The following is a 19731-nucleotide window of genomic DNA, read 5'->3' on the forward strand; positions in this document are numbered from 1 at the left end:
TCGTCACCTCAATACGACGAACGACACAAGCGAGTAGTCGTCAAAACCAGCAACGCCGGTCGTCAATGGTGCTCCGAGATCGAACAGGCTGTCGATGCCACCCTTTTCCTCCGTGCCGTTAATGCTCTTGACTACTGCATCCAGCAACTTCGAATAGTGACTCATGTCTTCGCCGTCGTGCGTGACACGGTTGAACCGGTCGCACAGTTCCCTTATGGGTTCGGTCTGTCCTGCGCAGACGGCGCGCATATAGTCGAGAGCCATCTTGGGATGGGCATGCGTAGTCTTGACGTTGCCCTTGTCACTGACATAGACAACGCAATAGGGGAACGTCGGATTCGATTCGCGAGAGCCTTTCGATTCATCGTTCTGTCGCAGACAGAAGATCACACCCGGCTCGAGTTCGTCGCGCAACGCATCCGGAATGGGCGCGACGGCGTGCATCCCCATCGGCGCTTCGTCGAGTTCTCCCGGATGTGATTCGACGTAACGCTTCAATTCGACGCGGAAATCATCAAGCGCGAAGTCGGTGATGGAGATGTTGCCGGCGATGTCCTCGAGGTCGAGCACCTCATGCTGCAACTGCTGCAACTGACGCTTGCGATATTGCAGGTCGTTCATTTCGTCGTTGCGCTTGCCCTCGAGTACGTTTTCGTCGCCAGTGGCGGAAGAATCGAGCAATACCATGCGGTTCCTGACACGTCCCTCAAGCTGGATGTATTCGTCCAAGTCCATGTCCGGCCAGAAGTCGACCAACTGGATACGTTTGTTGATGGAACCGAGACGGTCGATGCGGCCAAAGCGCTGGATGATGCGTACGGGATTCCAGTGAATGTCGTAGTTGATCAGGCAATCGCAGTCCTGTAGGTTCTGGCCCTCACTGATGCAGTCGGTGGCGAAGACAACGTCGATCTCGCCCTGCGAGCGCTTGTCGTCCGGCAGTTCCTTCGAATGCGGCGAGAAGCGCGCCAGCACTTCCTCGAACGTGGTCCGCTTCATCTTCAGTGTCGACTGGGCGCCGCCGGCGCCGGTCACCAATGCGCTTTCCACGCCGAAATCGGCCTTCAACAGGCCGGACAACGTGTCATAGAGATATCGGGCCGTGTCCGCGAAGGCGCTGAACACGAGAATTTTCCGGTTCCCGTCGTTGTAGGGCGTGTGCTCGATCTTCTCCTGCATGAAGTCGCACAGTTCGGCCAGTTTCTTGTCACGTTCCGGAGTGACTTCGCTGGCGTAGCCCAGCAGCCGTTCGAGAATGTCGATGTCGCCGCCGAGCTCGTCGCGCACCTTGACAGCGTCGATGTCGCGCAGATCCACATTCACCTTGCCGGCGGCCTGAAATTCCTCGGCGTCGTCGTCCTCGTCGAAAGACGAAGCCAGTTCGGCGTCGGAGAACGGCGCGAGTGGGCCGCGCTGCACTTTGTCCAGCTGTTCGTCCAATGTGCGCGCTCCTGCAAGAATGCGCTCCAGCGACAGGCGGAAACTGGAAATGCTGCTCTCCAGACGCTTCAACAGATTCACGCGCATCAGGCCGGCGATGGCCTGGGTGCGATTCTTCTGGGCCTGGAAATTCGTGCCCCAGGAATCACCGTACTGTTCAACGTACTTCGCCTGCCTGTCCGGCATCACATAACCCAGCAGCTGGAACTGGGAAAAGCGCAGTTGCGCGATGAGATCGTTCAGGTCAGCGATTGGCGGCAACTGGCCTTCCGTGTCGATGGAGGGGTGCTTCGAGATCGGCTTCAACCGCTCCGGGAACTGGTTGTCACCGTTGGAGGCGTAGTACTTGGCGATGTGCTTTCGGCCACGCGCGATCGTGAAGATGTCCAGCAGCTTGAAATAGTCGCTGTTGAGCGACTCGACGAACGACTGGGTAGTGCGCTCCACGTCGGGTAGTTCGCTCCATTCCTTGAACCGTTGCTGTGCTGTTTTCGTCACGTAGTTGATGCTGGGGATGCCGTCTGACTGGGCCAGATAGGCATCATCGTCCTCGGTGATGATGTCGAGCTGGTTGCGCAGGTCAAGCAGTCGGTTGTTCACAGGCGTGGCGGAAAGCATCAGTACCTTCGTCCGGACGCCGGACTTGACGATGTCGTTGAGCAGGCGGTCGTACCGCGACTCCGTGGTGGTGTCGGTGGGACGATTGCGGAAGTTGTGGGACTCGTCAATAACGACGAGGTCATAGTTAGCCCAGTTCAACGTCTCGAGATTGATGTCGCCACTCATGCCACGGTGCTGTGACAGATCGGTGTGGTTAAGCACGTCGTAATTGAAACGATCGTCGGCCAGAATATTGCGGGTGTCATTGCCGCGATACATGGTCCAGTTGTCCCGCAGGCGCTTCGGAGCCAGCACCAGCACACGATCATTGCGCAGCTCGTAGTACTTGATAATGGCGAGCGCCTCGAACGTCTTGCCAAGACCCACGCTGTCAGCGATGATGCAGCCCTTGTATTTTTCCAGCTTGCGGATGGCTCCGACGACGCCGTCCTTCTGGAAGTCATACAGCCTATTCCACACGACGGTGTCTTGAAAGTTCAGGCCGGGCTTGATGGGGTCCGATTCTTCCTCGTCGATGAAGTCGCGGAAGATGTGGAACAACGTGAGGAAGTACACGAATTCCGGTGCGTTCTCTCGGTAGAGTGTTTCCACCTGTTCGATGACCTGACTCGTCACGTCCTCGAGGAGATCCGGATTCTGCCAGAACTGACTGAACATATTACGATAGGGCTGTGCCTCGGCCGTAGTCTCGAGATGGCTGATTGCGGAAATGACGTCGGGACGACGTTCATAGCCGAGGCCTTCCAGGGTAAACGGGTTGTTCGGCCCCATGAAGGCCTGCATGGATGAATCGCCATTCTCGATCACGTAGGTCGAGCCCGTCTGCAGCTGATTCGCCGTCTTTACCGACTTGAAGCGAGCATGCGAGCGCAACCACTGGGCACACTCATGCGCCAAGGCACGCTGACTCAGGTTGTTGCGCAGCGTCAATTCCAAGTCGACGCCGCCGACGCCACGTTCGCGTTCATGCTGCAAGAGTGCGAATTCCTTTGGTTCCTTGGCATCGGCCATGCGCTTGACGAAGGTGGGCTCGCTGAAGATGAAGTTCAATTCCTCGACGTCCTGCAGTTCCTCGCGCATGCGTCCGTACGCGAAAATCGTGAAGTAGGATGCGATCACCGACATCTTCGCGTCACGGTCTATCGCATTTCCCAGAGCATCGCCCAGCTTCGCGGGCCCAACATTGTCGAGAAGCTTCATGGCTCCTTATTCTACGGATATTCTGGGGAACCGATGTGAGCTTCGCGGGGAGATGCGACATTAAGAGAGATAGGCTTTCCCGAAGAACGCCTTCTCATGCCGGAGTCACTCACCGACGAGGTTGGAGTAGTAGACGGTTCGGCCGGCCAGGACGTCGGCGTAGAAGCCCTCCTTCCAGTGAATGAAGTCGATGGCTTCGTTCAGGTCGTCCTGCTTGCGACGAACTTTTTCATGGTTCATGTCACAATCCCGGGACCGGATCCCGGGATTGTGACATTTTTGGTTATCCGCACTTTCCCGCCACGTCCGGCAATTCCTCCGGCGATAATAAGCGATCATAATTTTTTACTCTAGAGACACGCCGTTTTTTCATTTGATTCTGCAATCTTTTTACCGTTACAGTTACTGACATCGACGCGAGGTTAAGCTACTTATCCCACACGAAACATGGGATAACGAGCAATGAAGACTAGCGCTACTAATAAATAAAAATCCTTTATCAAGAAAATAACTATCACGCCATAACAAAAATTCATACCATGTAACGGAGTAAAAAATGACCATCAATCGCAGGGAAGAGTTCAGGAACATCGCCAACGGTACGGCCGGCGTGCCGTACCTGACGTCGGCGTGGCAGCATCTGGTCGGCCACGAGTACGGCGCCGGGGAGTTCTCGAGCGCCTATGTCGACTTCGTCAGGCGCTGGGACTGGGACTGGGTGAAGATCAACCCGCGCGCCGTCTACTACTCGGAGGCGTGGGGCAACGTCTACGACGAGAACGACTATGGCGGCTACGTCATCCCGAAGAAAGTCAAGTCGATCATCGAGTCGCCGGTCGATATCGGGAAGATCGGCAAGCTCGACGTCGCGAAGAGCGCCCCGCTCATCGAGGCAACCGAGGCGGCGTCGCTCATTCGCAACGACCTGCCGGACCGCGGCGTCATCCAGACGGTGTTCTCCCCGCTGTCGGTGCTGCTGCAGATCGCCGACCTGCCGCTCTATCCGGGCGACGAGTTCTCCGATCCGGCCGACGGCGTCACGGTCGAATCGTTCCTGTTCGAGCAGCCGGAAGCCGCGAAGCTCGCTCTCGACAACATCGCGGCCACGCTCGCCGACTACGCCGCCAATCTTGTCCGGCCGATCGAGGACGGCGGCGCCGGACTCGACGGCATTTTTTACGCCGTCACCGGCACCGTCTCCGACGACTATTTCGACGCCGCGAAGTACGCCGAGTATTCGCAGCCTTACGACCAGATCGTCCTCAACGCCATCAAGGAAGCGAACCCGGACGCCGTCGTCCTGCTGCACACCTGCCGGTCGAACTCCCATCCGGAGTGGTTCGACATCGACGGCGTCGATGTCCTGCAGTGGGACCAGTTCGCGGCCGGCAATCCCGGTGCCGATCACGAGTTCGGCCACGTCGTGCCGGTCGCCGGCGCGAATTTCTCGGAGTTCGGCGCGCCGGGTGCCGTCGCCCACGGCGGCGACGATGCCGTCGAGCTTGTCCGCCGTCAGGTCGCCGAAACGCTCGCCAAGCGCGCCGGCAAGCCGTTCCTGCTCGCGCCGAGCTGCACGGTCCCGACGCCGGCGCTTGACGAGGCCTTCGCAGTATTGAGTAATCTGACCGTTTCCGGGGACGCCGAATTCACCAATGCCGACTGATTTTTACATGATTCATTTGCTCGAGAGAATGGCCCGGCCTGAAAAGGCCGGGCCATATGCGTATGGAGAAACAGAATATAAAACCTCCTTGAAGAAAACTGAGCGATGCAGAGCGGAGAGCACGCGGAAGGCGGCCCGGATTCAAGTTCTGCAATCCGACCCGCCTTCCGCGTGCTCTCGTTCCATGCCGTCAGTCGATGGCGTCCACAGGAAGCGCGGCCTCAATCGACGTCGTCTCGCGCAGCAGTCGCAGGCGGGAATCGTCGAAGCCAGGTAGCGTGCAGCTTGGGGCCAACAGGAACGGCCTGCCAACGCGTTCCTCGACGACGTCGCGCAGTTCGCGACGAAGTTCGTCGATGTCGGTGCTGGCGCCAAGCAAGCGGGATTCGGGGCCGAGCACCGGCACCGGACCATGAACGCCAAGGTCGGCGACCCTGCCGTCAAGGCTTGTCCATTCGCCGGGAGCGCCGATCAGCTCGTCGGGCTTCGGATTGCCGGCCAGAAACTGGTCCCACTGCAGCACGTCGACCGGATAGCCCACAAACCAGTCGGGGTTGGAATAGTCCTGGCAGGTATGGAGCAGACGGATCTTGGCACCGGCTTCCCCGGCCGACAATGACGAGGCGTCGCGCACGGCGTCCAGCACAATCCGGTCGAACGGCTCGCCGAATTCGCGGTACTGCTCGCGCGTCAGGTAGTGCTTCGCCACGGTGCCGGTGACTGCGTAGAAAATGCCGTCGACGCCGGCACCGCCCTGCGAGCGCGGAGCGACGAGCAGCCGCACGTAGTCGGCGAGTGTCTTGGCAATGGCGAGCAGTGCCGACTTGGCGGCATCAGGCTGTTCGAACAGCAACGACTCGATGGTCACTGTCGGCGCCGGCCCGTACACCGGCTTGTTCTTGACGCGTGGCAGCGAGGCTAGGTAATACAGGACCGTCAGCGGGGAGAAGACGGTCTGGATGACCACGCGGTCGTCGAACCGGTCGGCGATCTGCGCGGCCGCGGCGACTTGTTCGCGGAACACTTGCGACGATTCGACGTCGATGTGGCGGATGCCGGCGGTGTCTTCGGGTCGCAGGATGACGGGACGTTCAAGTCGTGGCGACTTGCCGCCGCCGTAGTCGAACTGGTCGAAGACGGCGCCCCAAGCTTCCGGATAGTAGGCGCTACGTGGGTTAATTTTCACCCAGTCCCAGTCCCAGCGCTCGACGAAGTCGATGTGCGCGCCGGCGAGTTCGGCTGGCCCGTATTCACTACCGACGAAGTGCGCCCATGCGGACGTGAGGAACGGCACCTCGGCGTGGCCGTCGAGGATGTCATGGAATGCCTGTTTGCGGTCGATGGTCATGGTTGGTCCTTCCTTGAAATTGAGGGATACATATGGGACGATTCTTGCGTTCAAGCTCACGCGAGTTCGAAGTCGGCGACACCGCGGCGGCTACCGGTGGCCCTGATCACGTGATTGGACGCAATGGTCAGCACAATGCACAGTCCCCAGAACACCAGGGCGTCGGCGGTGTAGACGACGATGTAGTCGCCGTAGAAGCCGGCGATGATCTTGGCTTCGGCGAAGATGTCGACGACAGCGATCGTGAAGCCGAGCGACAACACCTTGACGAGCATGACGAACATGTTGCAGATGTTGGGCAGCGCATACAGCGCGGCCTGCGGCAACACCACGCGCAGCGTGGCCTGCCATGGCGAGTAGCCAAGCGAAGCGGCGAGCTGGCGTTGTTCGGCCGGCACCGAGTTGAGCGCGGCCGTGGCCGTCTCGGTCAGGTAGGCGCTGAAGCACAGGACATACGTGAAAATGAGAATGGCGTCGGCGCTCAGGTCGTCAGCGCCAGTGCCCGGCAGGCCCGCAGTCCGCAACGCGGCCCCGACCAGCTGCGGCAGGAAGTAGTACCAGAACATCAGCTGGACGAGGACAGGCACTCCGCGGAAGAATGAGACGTAGACATGGATGACCTGCGTGACGACCGGAATGCGGTGCTGGGCCAGCAACGCGAGAATCGTGCCGAAGAATATCGACAGCGCGAGGATGATGACGGCGCGCAGCAGCGACGCCGGCACGACGGCGAGGATCTGGACGAGGTCATTGACGAAGCCGTCGCCGCGCAGCGTATTCTGCGACAGCTGCGCGACAGGAGCCAAACCGGCCAGCGGGACCAGGCGGATCATGCGGCCACCTCCAGCCTGATCTGGTCGGTGACGAGCACCGAATACTTGTTGAAGCGGCGGCACAGTTTGACGAGCAGCTCGAGCGCGGCGGAGGCCACCCAGTAGACGAGGCCAACGGCCAGATAGACTTCGGCCTGGCGAATGCCGTAGTTGTTCGAGACGATGATGTCGGCGAGGCCCATGATGTCGACGATGCCGATCGTGAACAGCAGCGTGGTATTGTGCAGCAGCTTGATGAGCGCGTTGCCGAGGTCCGGCAGCGCAATGCCAAGCATCTGCGGCAGCACCACACGACCCCACAGCGCAACGGGACCGTAACCGAGCGACTGGGCGAGCATGATCTGCTCACGGTCGACAGCGAGGTAGGCGCCGCGCAATACTTCGGCAAGGTAGGCGGAGTCGAAACCGACCAGCGTGACGGCGGCGAACGTGATCTTGTTCCACGAGCCGAGGTCGACGCCGACGGTTAGTGACAGCAGCTGCGGCAGGCCGTAGTAGACTATGAACAGCTGGAGGATGACTGGCACGCTGCGGCCAAACGAGACGAAGACGTCGGCCAGCTGGCTGACGACGGGAATGCGAGCGTTGCGTACCCAGAAGATGCCGAACGCGAGGACCAGTCCTCCGGCGAAGCAGCCGACCGTGAGCAGCAGCGTGGCCGGCAGCTTTGCCAGAAACTTCAGCACGAGCCCGAGAACGTAACCAAGATCAATCGACATCGGTCAGCTCACCGCCTGATCCTCATACTGGAAGACATCGGTGCCGAAGTACTTCTTGGACAGCGAAGTCAGCGTGCCGTTGTCCTTGAGCGTAGCGAGCGCCTCGTCCACGCGGGCGGCGAAGTCCTCGTAGTCCTTATTAATAAGGAAATACTGGTTGTTGACTTGTACCGGCTCGCTGCCGCGGAACGTCGCACCGAGCGCGGACTCGATGCTGTCCAGGTCGAAGCTCTGCTGCGGAATGACGACGGCGTCGTACTTGCCGGACAATAGTCCCGAGAAGCGGTCGGCGATGGGAAGATCCTCCTGATAGGTCAGGTCAATTTGCGCGTCCGAATGTTCCTCGTTGTAGCCGGCGAGCAGGTTGTTGACGCCGCCGGACGGGCTGATCGGCGCGACGACCTTGCCGACGAGGTCGTCAAGCGTGTTGATGTCCGTGCGGTCCTTGGTCGTGTACAGTCTCATTAGCGAGACGCCGGAGTTGACGGACGGCAGTAAATACTTCTCCTCGCGCTTGGCCGTCTTGAAGTATCCGCCGGCGGTCAACGCATACTTGCCGGTGTCGATGCCGATGTCTTCGGCGTCGTCGGCGACCGCCTCGATGTTCAGGTCATAGCCGTCGAGCAGGTCATCGACGGCCTTGAGCACCTGATATTCGTAACCGTCAAGTTCGCCATTGTCATTGGTGTAGCTCAGCGGCTTCGAGTTGGCAGCGACGGCGACGGTAAGCGTCGTCGCCGCCTTGTCGTCGGCTGCGGCGGCATTGGAACTGTCGCTCGCCGTACCGCCGCATGCGGCGGTACCCGCAAGCGCTCCGACGGCGAGTAACGCGGCGAGCGTACTCATCACCGCCTTGTGAATGTTGCCGGCATGGCGACCGTGGTTCTTCCGTTGTTCGTCGCGGTTGCGAGACTGCTTCGTGGACTCAACGATGATTGGATACATGAACTTGCTCTCTCTTGTGGTCGTGGGAAGTGGTTGGGCTGTGTGAATTGGCCGGGTTGCCAGAATGGTTGGAAGTGGTAAGGCGGTTCACGCGCCGGTCATCGAGCCGACGCGCCGATCAGTTCTCTTCAGCCGGCCGTCGGCCAGCCGGAACGTGGAATCGGCGATGCGGCTGGCGAACGTCGGGTCGTGGGTGACGGTGACGACGGCGATGCCCTGCTCGGTCAGCGCATGCACTGCCGCGGCAACATCGCCGACGAGGTCGTAGTCGAGGGCGGACGTCGGTTCATCGAGCAGGATGACGCGTGGATTGTGCGACAAGGCGCGGGCGATGCTTACGCGTTGCTTCTGGCCACCGGACAATTCGTGGGGGTAGGCGTGCGCTTTCTCGCCGAGCTTGAACTTTTCGAGATATTCGATAGCAGTGCGATGCGCTCGATCCAGGGACATCCCGTGCACTACGCGCAGCGGCTCGACGATGTTCTGTAGCACAGTCTTGTGCGTGAACATCGGGTAGCTCTGAAACACGGTGGCGATGTTGCGCCGCAGGAAATTGACGTCGCCCTTGCTCGGCCTGTCAAGCGCGATGGTCGTCGGTTCGGCCTGCCCGTCCGGCCGGAATGATTCATCCGTGGACGGTCCTACCGTCCTGACACCGAGCCGTACCGTGCCGGATTGCGGATGAACGAGGTTGATGATGGCCTTGAGCAGTGTGGATTTGCCGGCGCCGCTAGGACCGAGGATAACGGCAGATTCGCCAGCCTTCACGTGCAGATGCACGTCGTCGAGCACGTGGTTGTCGCCGACGGTGTAATCGAGATGGTCGATGGTCAGCACGGATGACACACCTCCTTCAAAAGTGAATTACCGATCGACCGTGAATAAAATCCATGATCGAGCGAAATAAAAACGAACAATAAAATCAACCGGCGGCAAGCCCCACACCTGCAGGTAGCGCCGTGGCGATAGTTCACACCATATCCTGAAATTCCGCATGAAATGACGGATTCGATAACGCCTTTTTCTATAGCGTTCCATCAAGTCCACTGTCTGTTGCCATCGATAAGCAGTCATAATTTTTTTCACTATGAACACGCCGAAATTCCGGTTGCATCATCTTTTTTTGACGGGTTACCGTGACTTTCGCGAGCGAATCGTCACCGGCGAATCGTTCGGCAATCCAATCAACAAGTCAACTTTCTCCAACGCAACCCAAGGAGGTGCCCCATGACGCGACCAGGCACGCGGCTCAACACCGCGCTCGTCCACGGCCGGCCGGTCGGCGACAACACGACCGGAGCCGTCAATCCGCCGATCTACAACTCGTCCACCTACGCTTTTCCCTCGGTCGCCTCCATGCCGCGCTACGACTACGCGCGCAGCGGCAACCCGACGCGCGAGTTCCTCGAGACGCAGATCGCCGGACTCGAGCACGGCGAGCGCGGCTTTGCGTTCGCGAGCGGACTGGCCGCCATCCACGCCGTGCTGTCGATTTTCCGGCCCGGCGACCGCATTGTCGTCGGCGACAACATCTACGGCGGCACGTTCTCGCTGCTGCACGAGCATTTCGCGCGCTGGGGCGTCGAGGTGACGCCGGTCGACACGCAGGACCCGATCGCGCTGCGCGCCGCGCTCGCCGGCCTCGACGCCGGCGAGGACACCGTCGCCCGGCCGGCCGCCGCCGTCTACTTCGAGACGCTGACGAACCCGCTGCTGCAGGTCAACGACGTCGCCGCCATCGCGAGGGCCGCGCACGAGTTCGGCGCGCTCGCGATCGTCGACAACACGTTCGTGACGCCCTACCTGCAGCAGCCGCTCGACCTTGGCGCCGACATCGTCATCCATTCGGCGACGAAGTATCTCGCCGGCCATTCCGACGTCATTGCCGGCCTCGTCGTGACGGCCGCCGGGACGTGGCGCGGACAGTCGCTGGCCGACAGTCTCTACTTCGCGCAGAACCGGCTTGGCGGCGTGCTGGCGCCGGCCGAGTGCGATGCCGTGCGCCGCGGCATCCAGACGCTCGCGCTGCGCATCGAGCGGCAGCAGGAGAACGCGCTCAAGATCGGCCAGTACCTGCTTGGCTCCCCGTACGTGAAGACGGTCCACTACCCCGGCCTGCCGGGCGGTCATGGCGAGCCGAATGTCGCGCGGCGCGGATTGCGCGGTTTCGGTGGCGTGCTGAGCTTCGAGGTCGTCGAGAGACTCGACCCGGCCGACGTGCTCGACCATCTCGAGCTGTTCCGGCTCGCCGTCTCGCTTGGCGCCGTCGAGAGCCTGGCCGAGCTGCCGGCCGTCATGACGCATTTCGAACTGCCGCGCGAGGAGCGGCTGCGCGTCGGCATCACCGACGAGCTTGTCAGGCTGTCGATCGGCGTCGAGGATGTCCGCGACCTGATCGAGGACCTCGAGCAGGCGTTCCAGTTCGCGGCGAGCGCCGCCGCGCTTCGTCAGGGGGAGGAATCGTTCCATGCCGTTCACTGAATTGTCCGCCGAGCCGTGTTGTCGCCGGCGGGACTTCGCCACCGCCGCCATCCACGCCGGCTACTCGCCGGTTGACGACGGTCTTGACGCCGTCGTGCCGCCGATCTTCGCGTCGGCGGCGTTCGATCTCGAGACGGCGGCTCGCGGCGATCGCCTGTCGTCCGGCATCGAGGAGGGATTCGCCTACTCGCGCGTCGCCAACCCGACCGTCGACATTCTCGAGCGGCGCATTGCCGCGCTGGAGGGCGGCACGAACGCCGTCGCCGTCGGCTCGGGCATGGCGGCCGTCTCGTTCGCGCTGCTCGGCGCCGCGGAAGGCGGCGGCCGGCTCGTCGCGCCGACGAACCTGTACGGCGCGAGCGTCGACGCGATGGCGTCGTTCTTCCCTCACTTCGGCGTGCGGACCGACTTCGTGAAGAACATTAACGATCCCGCCGAAGTCGAGGCGGCGATCGGTCCCGATACCCGCGCGGTGTTCGCCGAGTCGATCGCCAATCCGTCGACCGAGCCGACCGATGTGCGCCGGCTCGCCGACATCGCCCACCGGCACGGCATTCCGCTGATCGTCGACAACACGGTGCCGACGCCGGCGCTGTTCCGGCCGATCGAGCACGGCGCCGACGTCGTCGTCCATTCGACGACGAAGGGCATCTGCGGCCACGGCAACGCCGTCGGCGGCGTCATCGTCGACAGTGGCCGCTTCGACTGGAGCGATGCGGCACGATTCCCGCACCTGAGCGAGCCCGAGCTCGTCGTCTCGCCCTCCCCCGAACAGCCCTGGGACAGCTTCGTGTCCGCCCACGGACCGCATGACGCCTATATCCGTCGCATCAGGACGAAATATGTCCGCACGTTCGGCGCCGTGCTGAGTCCGTTCAACGCCTACCTGCAGCTGGTCGGCCTCGAGACGCTCGACGTGCGCACGCGCCAGGAAGTCCGGTCGGCGACGGCGGTGGCGCAATGGCTGCTGACGAATCCGCACGTGACGCAGGCGAACTACTCCGGGCTGGCGCTGGCGGAGCGTGTCGGGCATGCGGCGACGCCGGCCGACGACATCGTCCGCCGCGACTTTCCCGACGGCGTCGGCACGATCCTGTCGTTCGAGGTCGAGGGCGGCCGCGACGTCGTCGACCGCATCCTCGACGGCGTCGAGGTATTCACGTACGTGCCGAACATCGGCGACGTGCGCTCGATGATCGTCGACCCGGCCCGCATCACGCACCGCGAGGTCCATCCCGATCATCGCGCGGCCAACGGCGTGACCGACACGCTGATCCGCTTGTCGATCGGTCTCGAGTCCCCTGCCGACCTCATCGCCGACCTGTCTCAGGCCTTCGAGCACGCCTACCGCTAAAAACCAGAAAACCTCAGGACCCGGCAAGGTCCTGAGGTTTTCTTTTTGATGTTGCCATCAACGGTCGGGCTGGCGGGATTTGAACCCGCGGCCTCTTCGTCCCGAACGAAGCGCGCTACCAAGCTGCGCTACAGCCCGTTTTTTGCAACGAGTGATATATTACGCCGATCGTCTCGATGCGCAAATCCGGCGTGTCGACTAGGGGGTGCAGCTTCCTTTTCGCACGATTCCGCCGTTTCCGGCCTCTTGCTCCCTGGAAGGGAGCTTCTCCCCTATTTCCCGTCATCCATCGGATCGTTCTCCGGGTCGGTCGCCGAGCGGAGGGATTCGGACGAGCCGGACGAATCGTCCGAAGTCGCCGGCGAACGGTGCACGAGCGACTTGAGCGTCGGGGCCGGGGCGGCCGGCGGGACGAAGTAGCGGTCGAACGAGACGAAGCAGCGCTTGTAGACCAGAGCGATGATGATCGAGTCGGCGAGCAATGTCAGCGCGCCGACGGCGGCGAGCATGACGAACTGGTATTTCGCGGCCTCGATCGGGTTCTTGCCGGCAATGACCTGGCCGGACATCATGCCCGGAATCGTGACGATGCCGCTGGACGCCAGCATCGCAATCGACGGCAGCAGGCCGAGCTTGATCGACGAGACCATCGACGGCTTCGCGGCCTCCCATTTCGAGGCGCCAAGCGCGAGCATCGTCTGCACGTCGTCGGCGCGCTCGCGCATAGAGTCGAAGAATCGCGTAAGGCCCAATGACAGTGCGGAAACGGTGTTGCCGAGCAGCATGCCGGTGATCGGGATGATGAGCTGCGCGGCGTACCACGGCACCGGATGCACGATGATCTCGGCGACGACGGTCAGCATCAGCACGATCGTGATGACGAGGCTCAGCATGACGATGCCGGTCATCCCCTTCGGAATGCCGCTCGCGCGCGTCATCGTGATCTGCGCGGCCGCGAGCACCATGACGCACAGCACCGCCAGCACCAGCCACGGATTGTTCGCCTTGATGACGTAGACGATGACGACGGCCATCGCCATCAGCTGGACGAGCGAGCGGCACGTCGCCCACAGGATCGACTTCGCGACGCCCATCTTCATCGCCGCGGAAATCGCCGCCGCGATGACGACCATGACGAGCGCGAGGATCATGCCCCAGATCGAGATGTTGAAATAGTTCGCGTCGGTCGTGTCGTCGACGCTGCCGAGCAGCACTTGCTGCAACGATTCGCCCGCCAGTGTCGCCGCCCCGGCATTCATCATGAAGTTCATCGCGCGATCGCCTCCACCGGCTCGCCGGCCTGTTCCTCGTGCAGCTTGCCGTTCTCGAGCACCATGATCCGCTTCGCCCGGTGGTCGCTCTGCCGGTGCCGGATGCGGATGATCGCCATGCCGCCGGCCGCCGCCTTCGTGAAGACGACGCCGACCTTGGCGGCGTTCTCGGCGTCGAGGCCGGCGTCGACCTCGTCGGCGAGCAGCACCCGCGGATGCGTCAGCAGTGTCCGGCACAGCGAGACGCGCGCCGCCTGGCCGCCGGACAGGTTGGCCGGCGGACGGGCGAGGTCGATGTCCTCGCAGCCCATTTCGTCGAGCAGCGCCCGGATGGTCGCGTCCGGCAGCAGTTCCCTCGGCGTCTTGCCGGCGCCCTTCGTCGCCCGCGAGCGCACCTTGAACGTCCACGGCAACCGCACGGCGTCGGCGACGGTCTCGCCCATCAGCATGCTCGTCTGCGGCAGGTAGCTGACGGCGCGTCGCCACTCCTGCGGCGTGAAGTCGCCGGAGTCGCGGCCGGCGAGCGTGAACGTGCCGGTCGTGTTGACGTTGAGTCGCGCGAACGCCGTGAGCAGCGTCGTCTTGCCGGCGCCGGACGCGCCGGTCAGGTCGACGATCTCTCCGGCATTCACGTGAAACGCCAAGTCGTCGAAGATGACGCGCTTGCCGCCGCTGTCGTTCGGCACCGTGCAGTCGACATGTTCGGCGACGAACAGCGGCGCCGGCGCTGTCTGATCGGCCAGATTCCGCGGATTCTGCTGTGCTCCCATATCCCCAACTATAAATTAGGCAATTCTTCTCCGGTGACAGTGAAATCGGCGGAAATCAGGGGCCAATCAGGGTGTTCCCGGACATGTCGGCCGGGGTGCGGCTTGGTTCAATGAAAGCATGAACGACAACAATGCTTTCTTCGGCAACGGCAACCCGGCCGGCGGCGGCTCCGCCGGCAACGCGACCGGGCCGCAGCCGCCGCTCAATCAGCCGCAGCCGCCCCGGCCTCATGGTGCCAAGTTCTTCAACTGGATCCGCTCCAGCTACGTCGTGCGTCCCGACCATCGCGTCATCGCCGGCGTCGCGGCCGGCATCGCGCGCCAGATCGGCTGGTCGACGGTGCTCGTGCGCGTGCTGTTCGCCGTCTCGGTCCTCTTCGGCGGCTTCGGCGCGCTGCTGTACGCGCTCGGCTGGCTGCTGCTGCCGGACGAATCGTCCGGCGTCATCCTCGCCGAGGACACCGTCAACGACCGCTGGGACTGGTCAATGCTCGGCGTCATCCTCTGCGTCGTCATCGCCGCCGGCTCGGGCTGGTACGGCGGTTGGATCGTCGCGCTCGCGCTTGCCGCGCTCCTCCTGTTTCTCCTGGTCGACAATGGTCGCCGGCGCTGGAAGGGAACGATCCATCCGCCCTACGCCTCTCCGGATTCCGGCCCCGGTCCGTCGGCGACGGCACCCACCGCGAACATGACCGGTCACGACGCGCCGAATTCCTTCGTGCCGCCGGCCACTGCGCATGCCCAGCCGTACGCACAGACTCCATACGGGCAGTCGCCGTACACGCAGGCTCCATACGGGCAGTCGCCGTACGCGCAGAATCCATACGCTCCGCAGCCTCCGTATGCCGACGTCCCGCCATACGTCGCGCCGCAGTATGCCGCGTCGCCGGTCGCTCCGGTCGTGCCGCGCCGCAGGCCGGCGGGACCGGCGCTCGTGCTCGCCGTCACGGCGATCGGCTTCTTCGCGACGGCCCTGCTTGGCTTCGTGCTCGGCCATGTCGGCAATGTCGAGTTCGACGTGATGGCGGCGGCGGTCTGGACCGTCGTGCTCGGCCTCGTCGTCGGTGTCATGCTGATCGTGATCGGCATCCGCGGTCGCCGCGCCGGCGGCCTGATTCCCTACGCCATCCTCTCGATGGCGCTGTCGGTGCTGATGGTCATCACGTGCACCTCGTACTCGGTCATCCGTCACAGCGGCCTGCCGATGTTCACGAACTCGACGGCCTCCGTCGTCGTCGACGGCAAGCGCACGCTGGCCGTCACGGGCAACGATTTCGCGCGGTTGCGGCGCGGCGTCGTCGTCTCCGGCTCGGACTACGACGCCGACGTGCTGAACATCGACCTGACCGGCTCCTCGGTCGCCACGTCCCACGATGTCATGCTCAACAACGGCAAGACGGCCACGTCGACGTGCCCGGCCGGCACGCTGCGGCTGTCCGCCGTCGAATCGCAGGTGCTCGTCACCATTCCGGACGGCTGCTCGTTCCGGATCGGCGAATACGCGTTCGAATCCGGCGACGTGACGTCGTCGGTCGGTGGCGACAACCTGATCCTGGGCTTCGGCGGCGCGCTGGACTTCAGCCTCGACACGGACACGGGCACGGCCAACTTCGGCTATGCCTCGGACCGCCGCTCCGGCGTCTACGTCGCCGGCACGAATGCCGGCATCGATTGTTCCGGGGTCGGCGCGGACGAATCGTACGAATTCAACGGCAAGAACGCGAACTACTGGCCCTGTTTCGCCGATGCCGACAACGCGCCGGAACCCGAGCTCGTCATCGCCGCCGCCTTGCTGTCCGACGCGAAGGTGACCGTGCAGTACCAGTCCACCGGCACGAACACGACAGGCTGGCCACAGGCGACGCTGAACTGGCGACGATCGTAGATTGTTCGCCACCGGCGCACGCATGGACGGAACCACCATGGATCTTGCGTGGTTCTTGGGTCCAAATTTCACGAAACCTCACAGGAACACCACGAACTCTTTCAAGGAACACGATCACGATGAATACCAACAACAACGGCGAATCCGACGAATTCGACGCGACGACGCCGATGGATGTCGCGCACGACGGCGCGGCGGACAACACGACAAGTCACGCGGGAAAGGACAACGACCATGACAGCGGCAATGCAGGATCCGACGGACGCGCAGGTGGTGATCGAACGGCCGACGCCGTCGTCGATGACGAAACGACCGTGGTACTGGAAGCCACGCAGCCGCTGGGCGAGAACCCGCTGGCTGCGTCACCGGCTGACGCCCGGCCCGACGGCGTGAACGGCAGCGCGTCCCCGACCGGCACCGGCACTCCGGACGGCACCCCGACCGGCAACCCGGACGGCACCCCGACCGGCAACCCGGACGGAACCCCGAGCGGCATCCCGACCGGCGTTCCCGCCGGCGACGGCGCGAGCCCGGCGACAATCGTCCTCGGCGCCTTCGTGACGCTGTTCGCGCTCGTCGCGCTCGCCGTCGCCATTCTCGGCGTGCCGATGAACCTGCTGTCGGGCATCCAGGTCAACAACCTGGTCTCGATCGTGCTCGGCATCGTCGGCCTCGCGCTGGTCGTCGTCGCCGTCGTCGTCAGCGTGAGCAGGTCGAAGTCCGCTCCCGCCGACCCTTCCGGCCGATAATCGCCCCTTGCGGCACCGGGTATTGGACAACATCGGGCATCCATGGAATTTTTCGCCGCCGCGACGCCGCGGCTGACACAATGGGACGTTATGGAACCTGACGGAATCGCCGTGCCGGCCGCGCCGATCGAACGGCAGATCGGCGCGCGGCTGCCGCTGCTGCGGCCGCGGAGCGGCAAGTGGCTGGCCGGCGTGTGCAGGGGCACGGCGCTGCACCTCGGCATCTCCGTCGTCTGGACGCGGCTCGCTTTCCTTGCGCTCGCCTGCTACTTCGGCGTCGGGGCACTCGCCTACGTCCTGCTGTGGATCTTCATTCCCGCCGGCGACCCGCAGGCGGAGGCCGCCCGGCTCGCATCTCCGCTCAATCCCGGCGGTCCGGTCCTGTCCAGTGCCCGCGCCGCCCTGGACGATTCATCCGCCACGGCCCGCACGCTGTACGGCAGCGGACACCCCGCCGGCCACGCCGGCAGTCCCGCGACCCGGCCACTCGCCAGGGGCAACAATCCGCTGTTCGGCACCGATGCCGCTGCCGATGCCGCCCGCGGCACGATGGCCGCCGACGCAGCGGGTACCGCAAGCGGCAATGCCAACGGCACCGCGGCCGGGCCGATGCCCGCGAGCGCCGCCGCTTCCCTCGCCGAATCGTCCACCGCTTCCCTCCTCGCGGCGCTGCGCAACGCGCCGGTGCCGGCGCTCGTGGCGCTCGGCGGCATCGTGTGCATTGCACTGGCCGTACTGGTGGCGTCGCCGCGCTTCGACGCCGGCCTGGCGGTGCCGGCGCTGCTGGCGGCGTCCGGCATCGCGCTGGCGTGGATCCGCACCGGCGGCGCGGACGCCGGCGCGGCGGGCACGCCGGATGCCGCCGCGGACGTCATGGGCCGCCGCGGTTCGCTTGGCGCGATGGTCGGCGGTCTGGCGCTGATCTTCGTCGCCTATGCCGTCCTGATGACGCAGGCGGCGTGGGGCACCGGCGTCATCACGTGGCCGCGCGGCGTCATCGGTGGCCTGGGACTGTTGCTGTGCACGATCGTCGCGATCATCCCGTGGATGATGCATCTCGTCCGCGCGAACGCGACCGAGCGGGCGCAGAAGGAACGCGAGGAGGAGCGTGCCGACATGGCCGCTCACCTGCATGACGGCGTGCTGCAGACGCTGGCGCTGATCCAGCTCAACGCCGCCGACCAGCAGCGGGTCGTGACGCTGGCCCGGTCGCAGGAGCGCGAGCTGCGCAATTGGCTCTATCGGGAACGCGTGCCGTCCGACCGGTCCTTCAGCGCGGGAATCGAGGACATTGCGGCGGACGTCGAGCGGACGCACGGCAAGGCGATCGATGTCGTCACCGTCGGCGACGCCGAGCCCAGCACGCAGACCGATGCCATCCTTGCCGCTACCACGCAGGCGCTCGTCAACGCCGCCGTCCATGGTGCCGAGCCGATCTCCGTCTACGCGGAGGTGGGTGCCGACGGCGTCGACGTCTTCGTCCGCGACCACGGCGACGGTTTCGACGCCGACCTGTCCCGGCTGCCGGATGGACGATTCGGCATTCGCGAGTCGATCGTCGGCCGGCTGGAACGTCGCGGCGGCCATGTCGAGATCGTGTCGCGGCCCGGCTGGGGCACCGAGGTCCGCATGCATATTCCGATGAGTGAAAGGAGCGATCGATGACCATCAGGCTCGCCGTCGTCGATGACCACGAGATGTTCCGCGCCGGCGTCATCGCGACGCTGGCCGCGGCGGCCGCCGACCATCCCGAATTCGAATTCGACGTCGTCGGCCAGGCCGGCGACGTGGAGTCCGCCGTCGCGATGATCGCGCAGACGAAGCCCGACGTCGTGCTGCTCGACGTCCACGTGCCGGGCGGCCGCGGCGGCGGTGGCGCGGAAATCCTGTCGCGGGCGCTCTCCTATTCGCCGGCGACGCTGTTCCTCGCCGTCTCGGTGTCCGATTCGGCGCAGGATGTCGGCGCCGTTATCCGCGCCGGCGCGCTCGGCTACGTCACGAAGACGATTTCCGGCATGGAACTGGCCGACGCGATCGTCCAGGTCTCGAAAGGCTACGCCGTCTTTTCCCCGAAGCTCGCCGGCTTCGTGCTGCAGGCCTTCCGCGGCGTGCCGGCGCCGGCCGGCGAGATCCACGACGAGGAACTCGACCGGCTGTCGGCCCGCGAGCAAGAGGTGATGCGCCTGATCGCCCGCGGCTACACCTACCGCGAGGTCGCCGCCGAACTGTTCATCTCGGTCAAGACGGTCGAGACCCACGTCGGCAACGTGCTGCGCAAGCTGCAGCTGTCGAACCGCACCGAACTCACCCTCTGGGCCGCCACCCGCCGCATCGTCTGATCTCCGTGCCGCCCGACCGTTCGACTTCCAGCGTAATTCCCGTCGGCAGTCGGGAGACTCCTGACTGACCGGCCTAGACTTGAGTCAATCTGACTTAGGTTCGTGACTCGAAG

The 19731-nt window shown here is 63.8% G+C and carries 16 protein-coding genes and 1 tRNA gene; 7 read left to right on the top strand and 10 right to left on the bottom strand.

The genetic code is table 11. From position 1 onward, the window contains the following. Positions 1-3: 3 nt before the first annotated feature. Both F6S87_RS02955 and F6S87_RS08830 read right to left on the bottom strand, forming a co-directional pair. Positions 4-3261: a helicase-related protein gene (locus F6S87_RS02955; RefSeq protein ID WP_163227142.1), complete on the bottom strand. Its 3258-nt coding sequence runs from the start codon at positions 3259-3261 to the stop codon at positions 4-6. A 105-nt stretch (positions 3262-3366) separates the two neighbouring features. Beyond that, positions 3367-3501 carry a hypothetical protein gene (locus F6S87_RS08830; RefSeq protein WP_269202064.1) on the bottom strand — a complete coding sequence of 45 codons (135 nt, stop codon included), beginning with the start codon at positions 3499-3501 and terminating at the stop codon, positions 3367-3369. Positions 3502-3817: 316 nt separating this feature from the next. Here F6S87_RS08830 and F6S87_RS02960 point away from each other — a divergent pair, with 316 nt between their 5' ends. Continuing rightward, positions 3818-4924 carry a uroporphyrinogen decarboxylase family protein gene (locus F6S87_RS02960; protein ID WP_163227143.1) on the top strand — a complete coding sequence of 369 codons (1107 nt, stop codon included), beginning with the start codon at positions 3818-3820 and terminating at the stop codon, positions 4922-4924. Between the two features lie 190 nt (positions 4925-5114). Here F6S87_RS02960 and F6S87_RS02965 read toward each other — a convergent pair whose 3' ends face one another. The 5 genes from F6S87_RS02965 to F6S87_RS02985 all read right to left on the bottom strand — a co-directional run bounded on the left by F6S87_RS02965 (position 5115) and on the right by F6S87_RS02985 (position 9606). After that, positions 5115-6272, bottom strand: a complete 1158-nt coding sequence (locus F6S87_RS02965) for a uroporphyrinogen decarboxylase family protein (protein ID WP_163227144.1) — start codon at positions 6270-6272, stop codon at positions 5115-5117. Between the two features lie 56 nt (positions 6273-6328). Then, the gene (locus F6S87_RS02970) at positions 6329-7105 is read right to left on the bottom strand and encodes an amino acid ABC transporter permease (protein ID WP_163227145.1); all 777 of its coding nucleotides are present in this window, start codon (positions 7103-7105) and stop codon (positions 6329-6331) included. Beyond that, entirely contained in the window at positions 7102-7824 is a 723-nt protein-coding gene (locus F6S87_RS02975; RefSeq protein ID WP_163227146.1) for an amino acid ABC transporter permease, read from the bottom strand. Before F6S87_RS02975 ends, F6S87_RS02970 begins: the two co-directional genes overlap by 4 nt. 3 nt (positions 7825-7827) lie before the next feature. Then, positions 7828-8670 carry a transporter substrate-binding domain-containing protein gene (locus F6S87_RS02980; protein ID WP_163227147.1) on the bottom strand — a complete coding sequence of 281 codons (843 nt, stop codon included), beginning with the start codon at positions 8668-8670 and terminating at the stop codon, positions 7828-7830. A 186-nt stretch (positions 8671-8856) separates the two neighbouring features. Beyond that, positions 8857-9606: an amino acid ABC transporter ATP-binding protein gene (locus F6S87_RS02985; RefSeq protein WP_163227148.1), complete on the bottom strand. Its 750-nt coding sequence runs from the start codon at positions 9604-9606 to the stop codon at positions 8857-8859. A 390-nt stretch (positions 9607-9996) separates the two neighbouring features. Here F6S87_RS02985 and F6S87_RS02990 point away from each other — a divergent pair, with 390 nt between their 5' ends. Both F6S87_RS02990 and F6S87_RS02995 read left to right on the top strand, forming a co-directional pair. After that, positions 9997-11250, top strand: coding sequence for a trans-sulfuration enzyme family protein (locus F6S87_RS02990; RefSeq protein WP_163227149.1), 1254 nt, complete (start codon positions 9997-9999; stop codon positions 11248-11250). Next, positions 11237-12604 carry an O-acetylhomoserine aminocarboxypropyltransferase/cysteine synthase family protein gene (locus F6S87_RS02995; protein WP_163227150.1) on the top strand — a complete coding sequence of 456 codons (1368 nt, stop codon included), beginning with the start codon at positions 11237-11239 and terminating at the stop codon, positions 12602-12604. The genes F6S87_RS02990 and F6S87_RS02995 overlap by 14 nt, the downstream gene beginning before the upstream one ends. 64 nt (positions 12605-12668) lie before the next feature. Here the strand turns inward: F6S87_RS02995 and F6S87_RS03000 are convergent. From F6S87_RS03000 to F6S87_RS03010, 3 genes are all read right to left on the bottom strand, one after another. Further along, a tRNA-Pro gene (locus F6S87_RS03000) sits at positions 12669-12742 on the bottom strand. A gap of 134 nt (positions 12743-12876) precedes the next feature. Beyond that, positions 12877-13755 (bottom strand): ABC transporter permease, encoded by an 879-nt coding sequence (locus F6S87_RS03005; RefSeq protein ID WP_231129367.1) that lies wholly within the window; start codon positions 13753-13755, stop codon positions 12877-12879. 116 nt (positions 13756-13871) lie between these two features. Further along, positions 13872-14645, bottom strand: coding sequence for an ATP-binding cassette domain-containing protein (locus F6S87_RS03010; protein WP_163227152.1), 774 nt, complete (start codon positions 14643-14645; stop codon positions 13872-13874). Positions 14646-14763: 118 nt separating this feature from the next. Here F6S87_RS03010 and F6S87_RS03015 point away from each other — a divergent pair, with 118 nt between their 5' ends. From F6S87_RS03015 to F6S87_RS03030, 4 genes are all read left to right on the top strand, one after another. Further along, positions 14764-16530, top strand: coding sequence for a PspC domain-containing protein (locus tag F6S87_RS03015; RefSeq protein ID WP_163227153.1), 1767 nt, complete (start codon positions 14764-14766; stop codon positions 16528-16530). A 119-nt stretch (positions 16531-16649) separates the two neighbouring features. Beyond that, on the top strand, positions 16650-17279 hold the full coding sequence (locus F6S87_RS03020; RefSeq protein WP_163227154.1) for a hypothetical protein: 630 nt from the start codon (positions 16650-16652) through the stop codon (positions 17277-17279). Between the two features lie 90 nt (positions 17280-17369). Further along, positions 17370-18944, top strand: a complete 1575-nt coding sequence (locus F6S87_RS08685) for an ATP-binding protein (protein ID WP_231129313.1) — start codon at positions 17370-17372, stop codon at positions 18942-18944. Continuing rightward, positions 18941-19618 (top strand): LuxR C-terminal-related transcriptional regulator, encoded by a 678-nt coding sequence (locus tag F6S87_RS03030; RefSeq protein WP_163227155.1) that lies wholly within the window; start codon positions 18941-18943, stop codon positions 19616-19618. The genes F6S87_RS08685 and F6S87_RS03030 overlap by 4 nt, the downstream gene beginning before the upstream one ends. Positions 19619-19731: the final 113 nt, after the last annotated feature.

The organism is Bifidobacterium choloepi (assembly GCF_010667615.1).
GTDB lineage: Bacteria > Actinomycetota > Actinomycetes > Actinomycetales > Bifidobacteriaceae > Bifidobacterium > Bifidobacterium choloepi.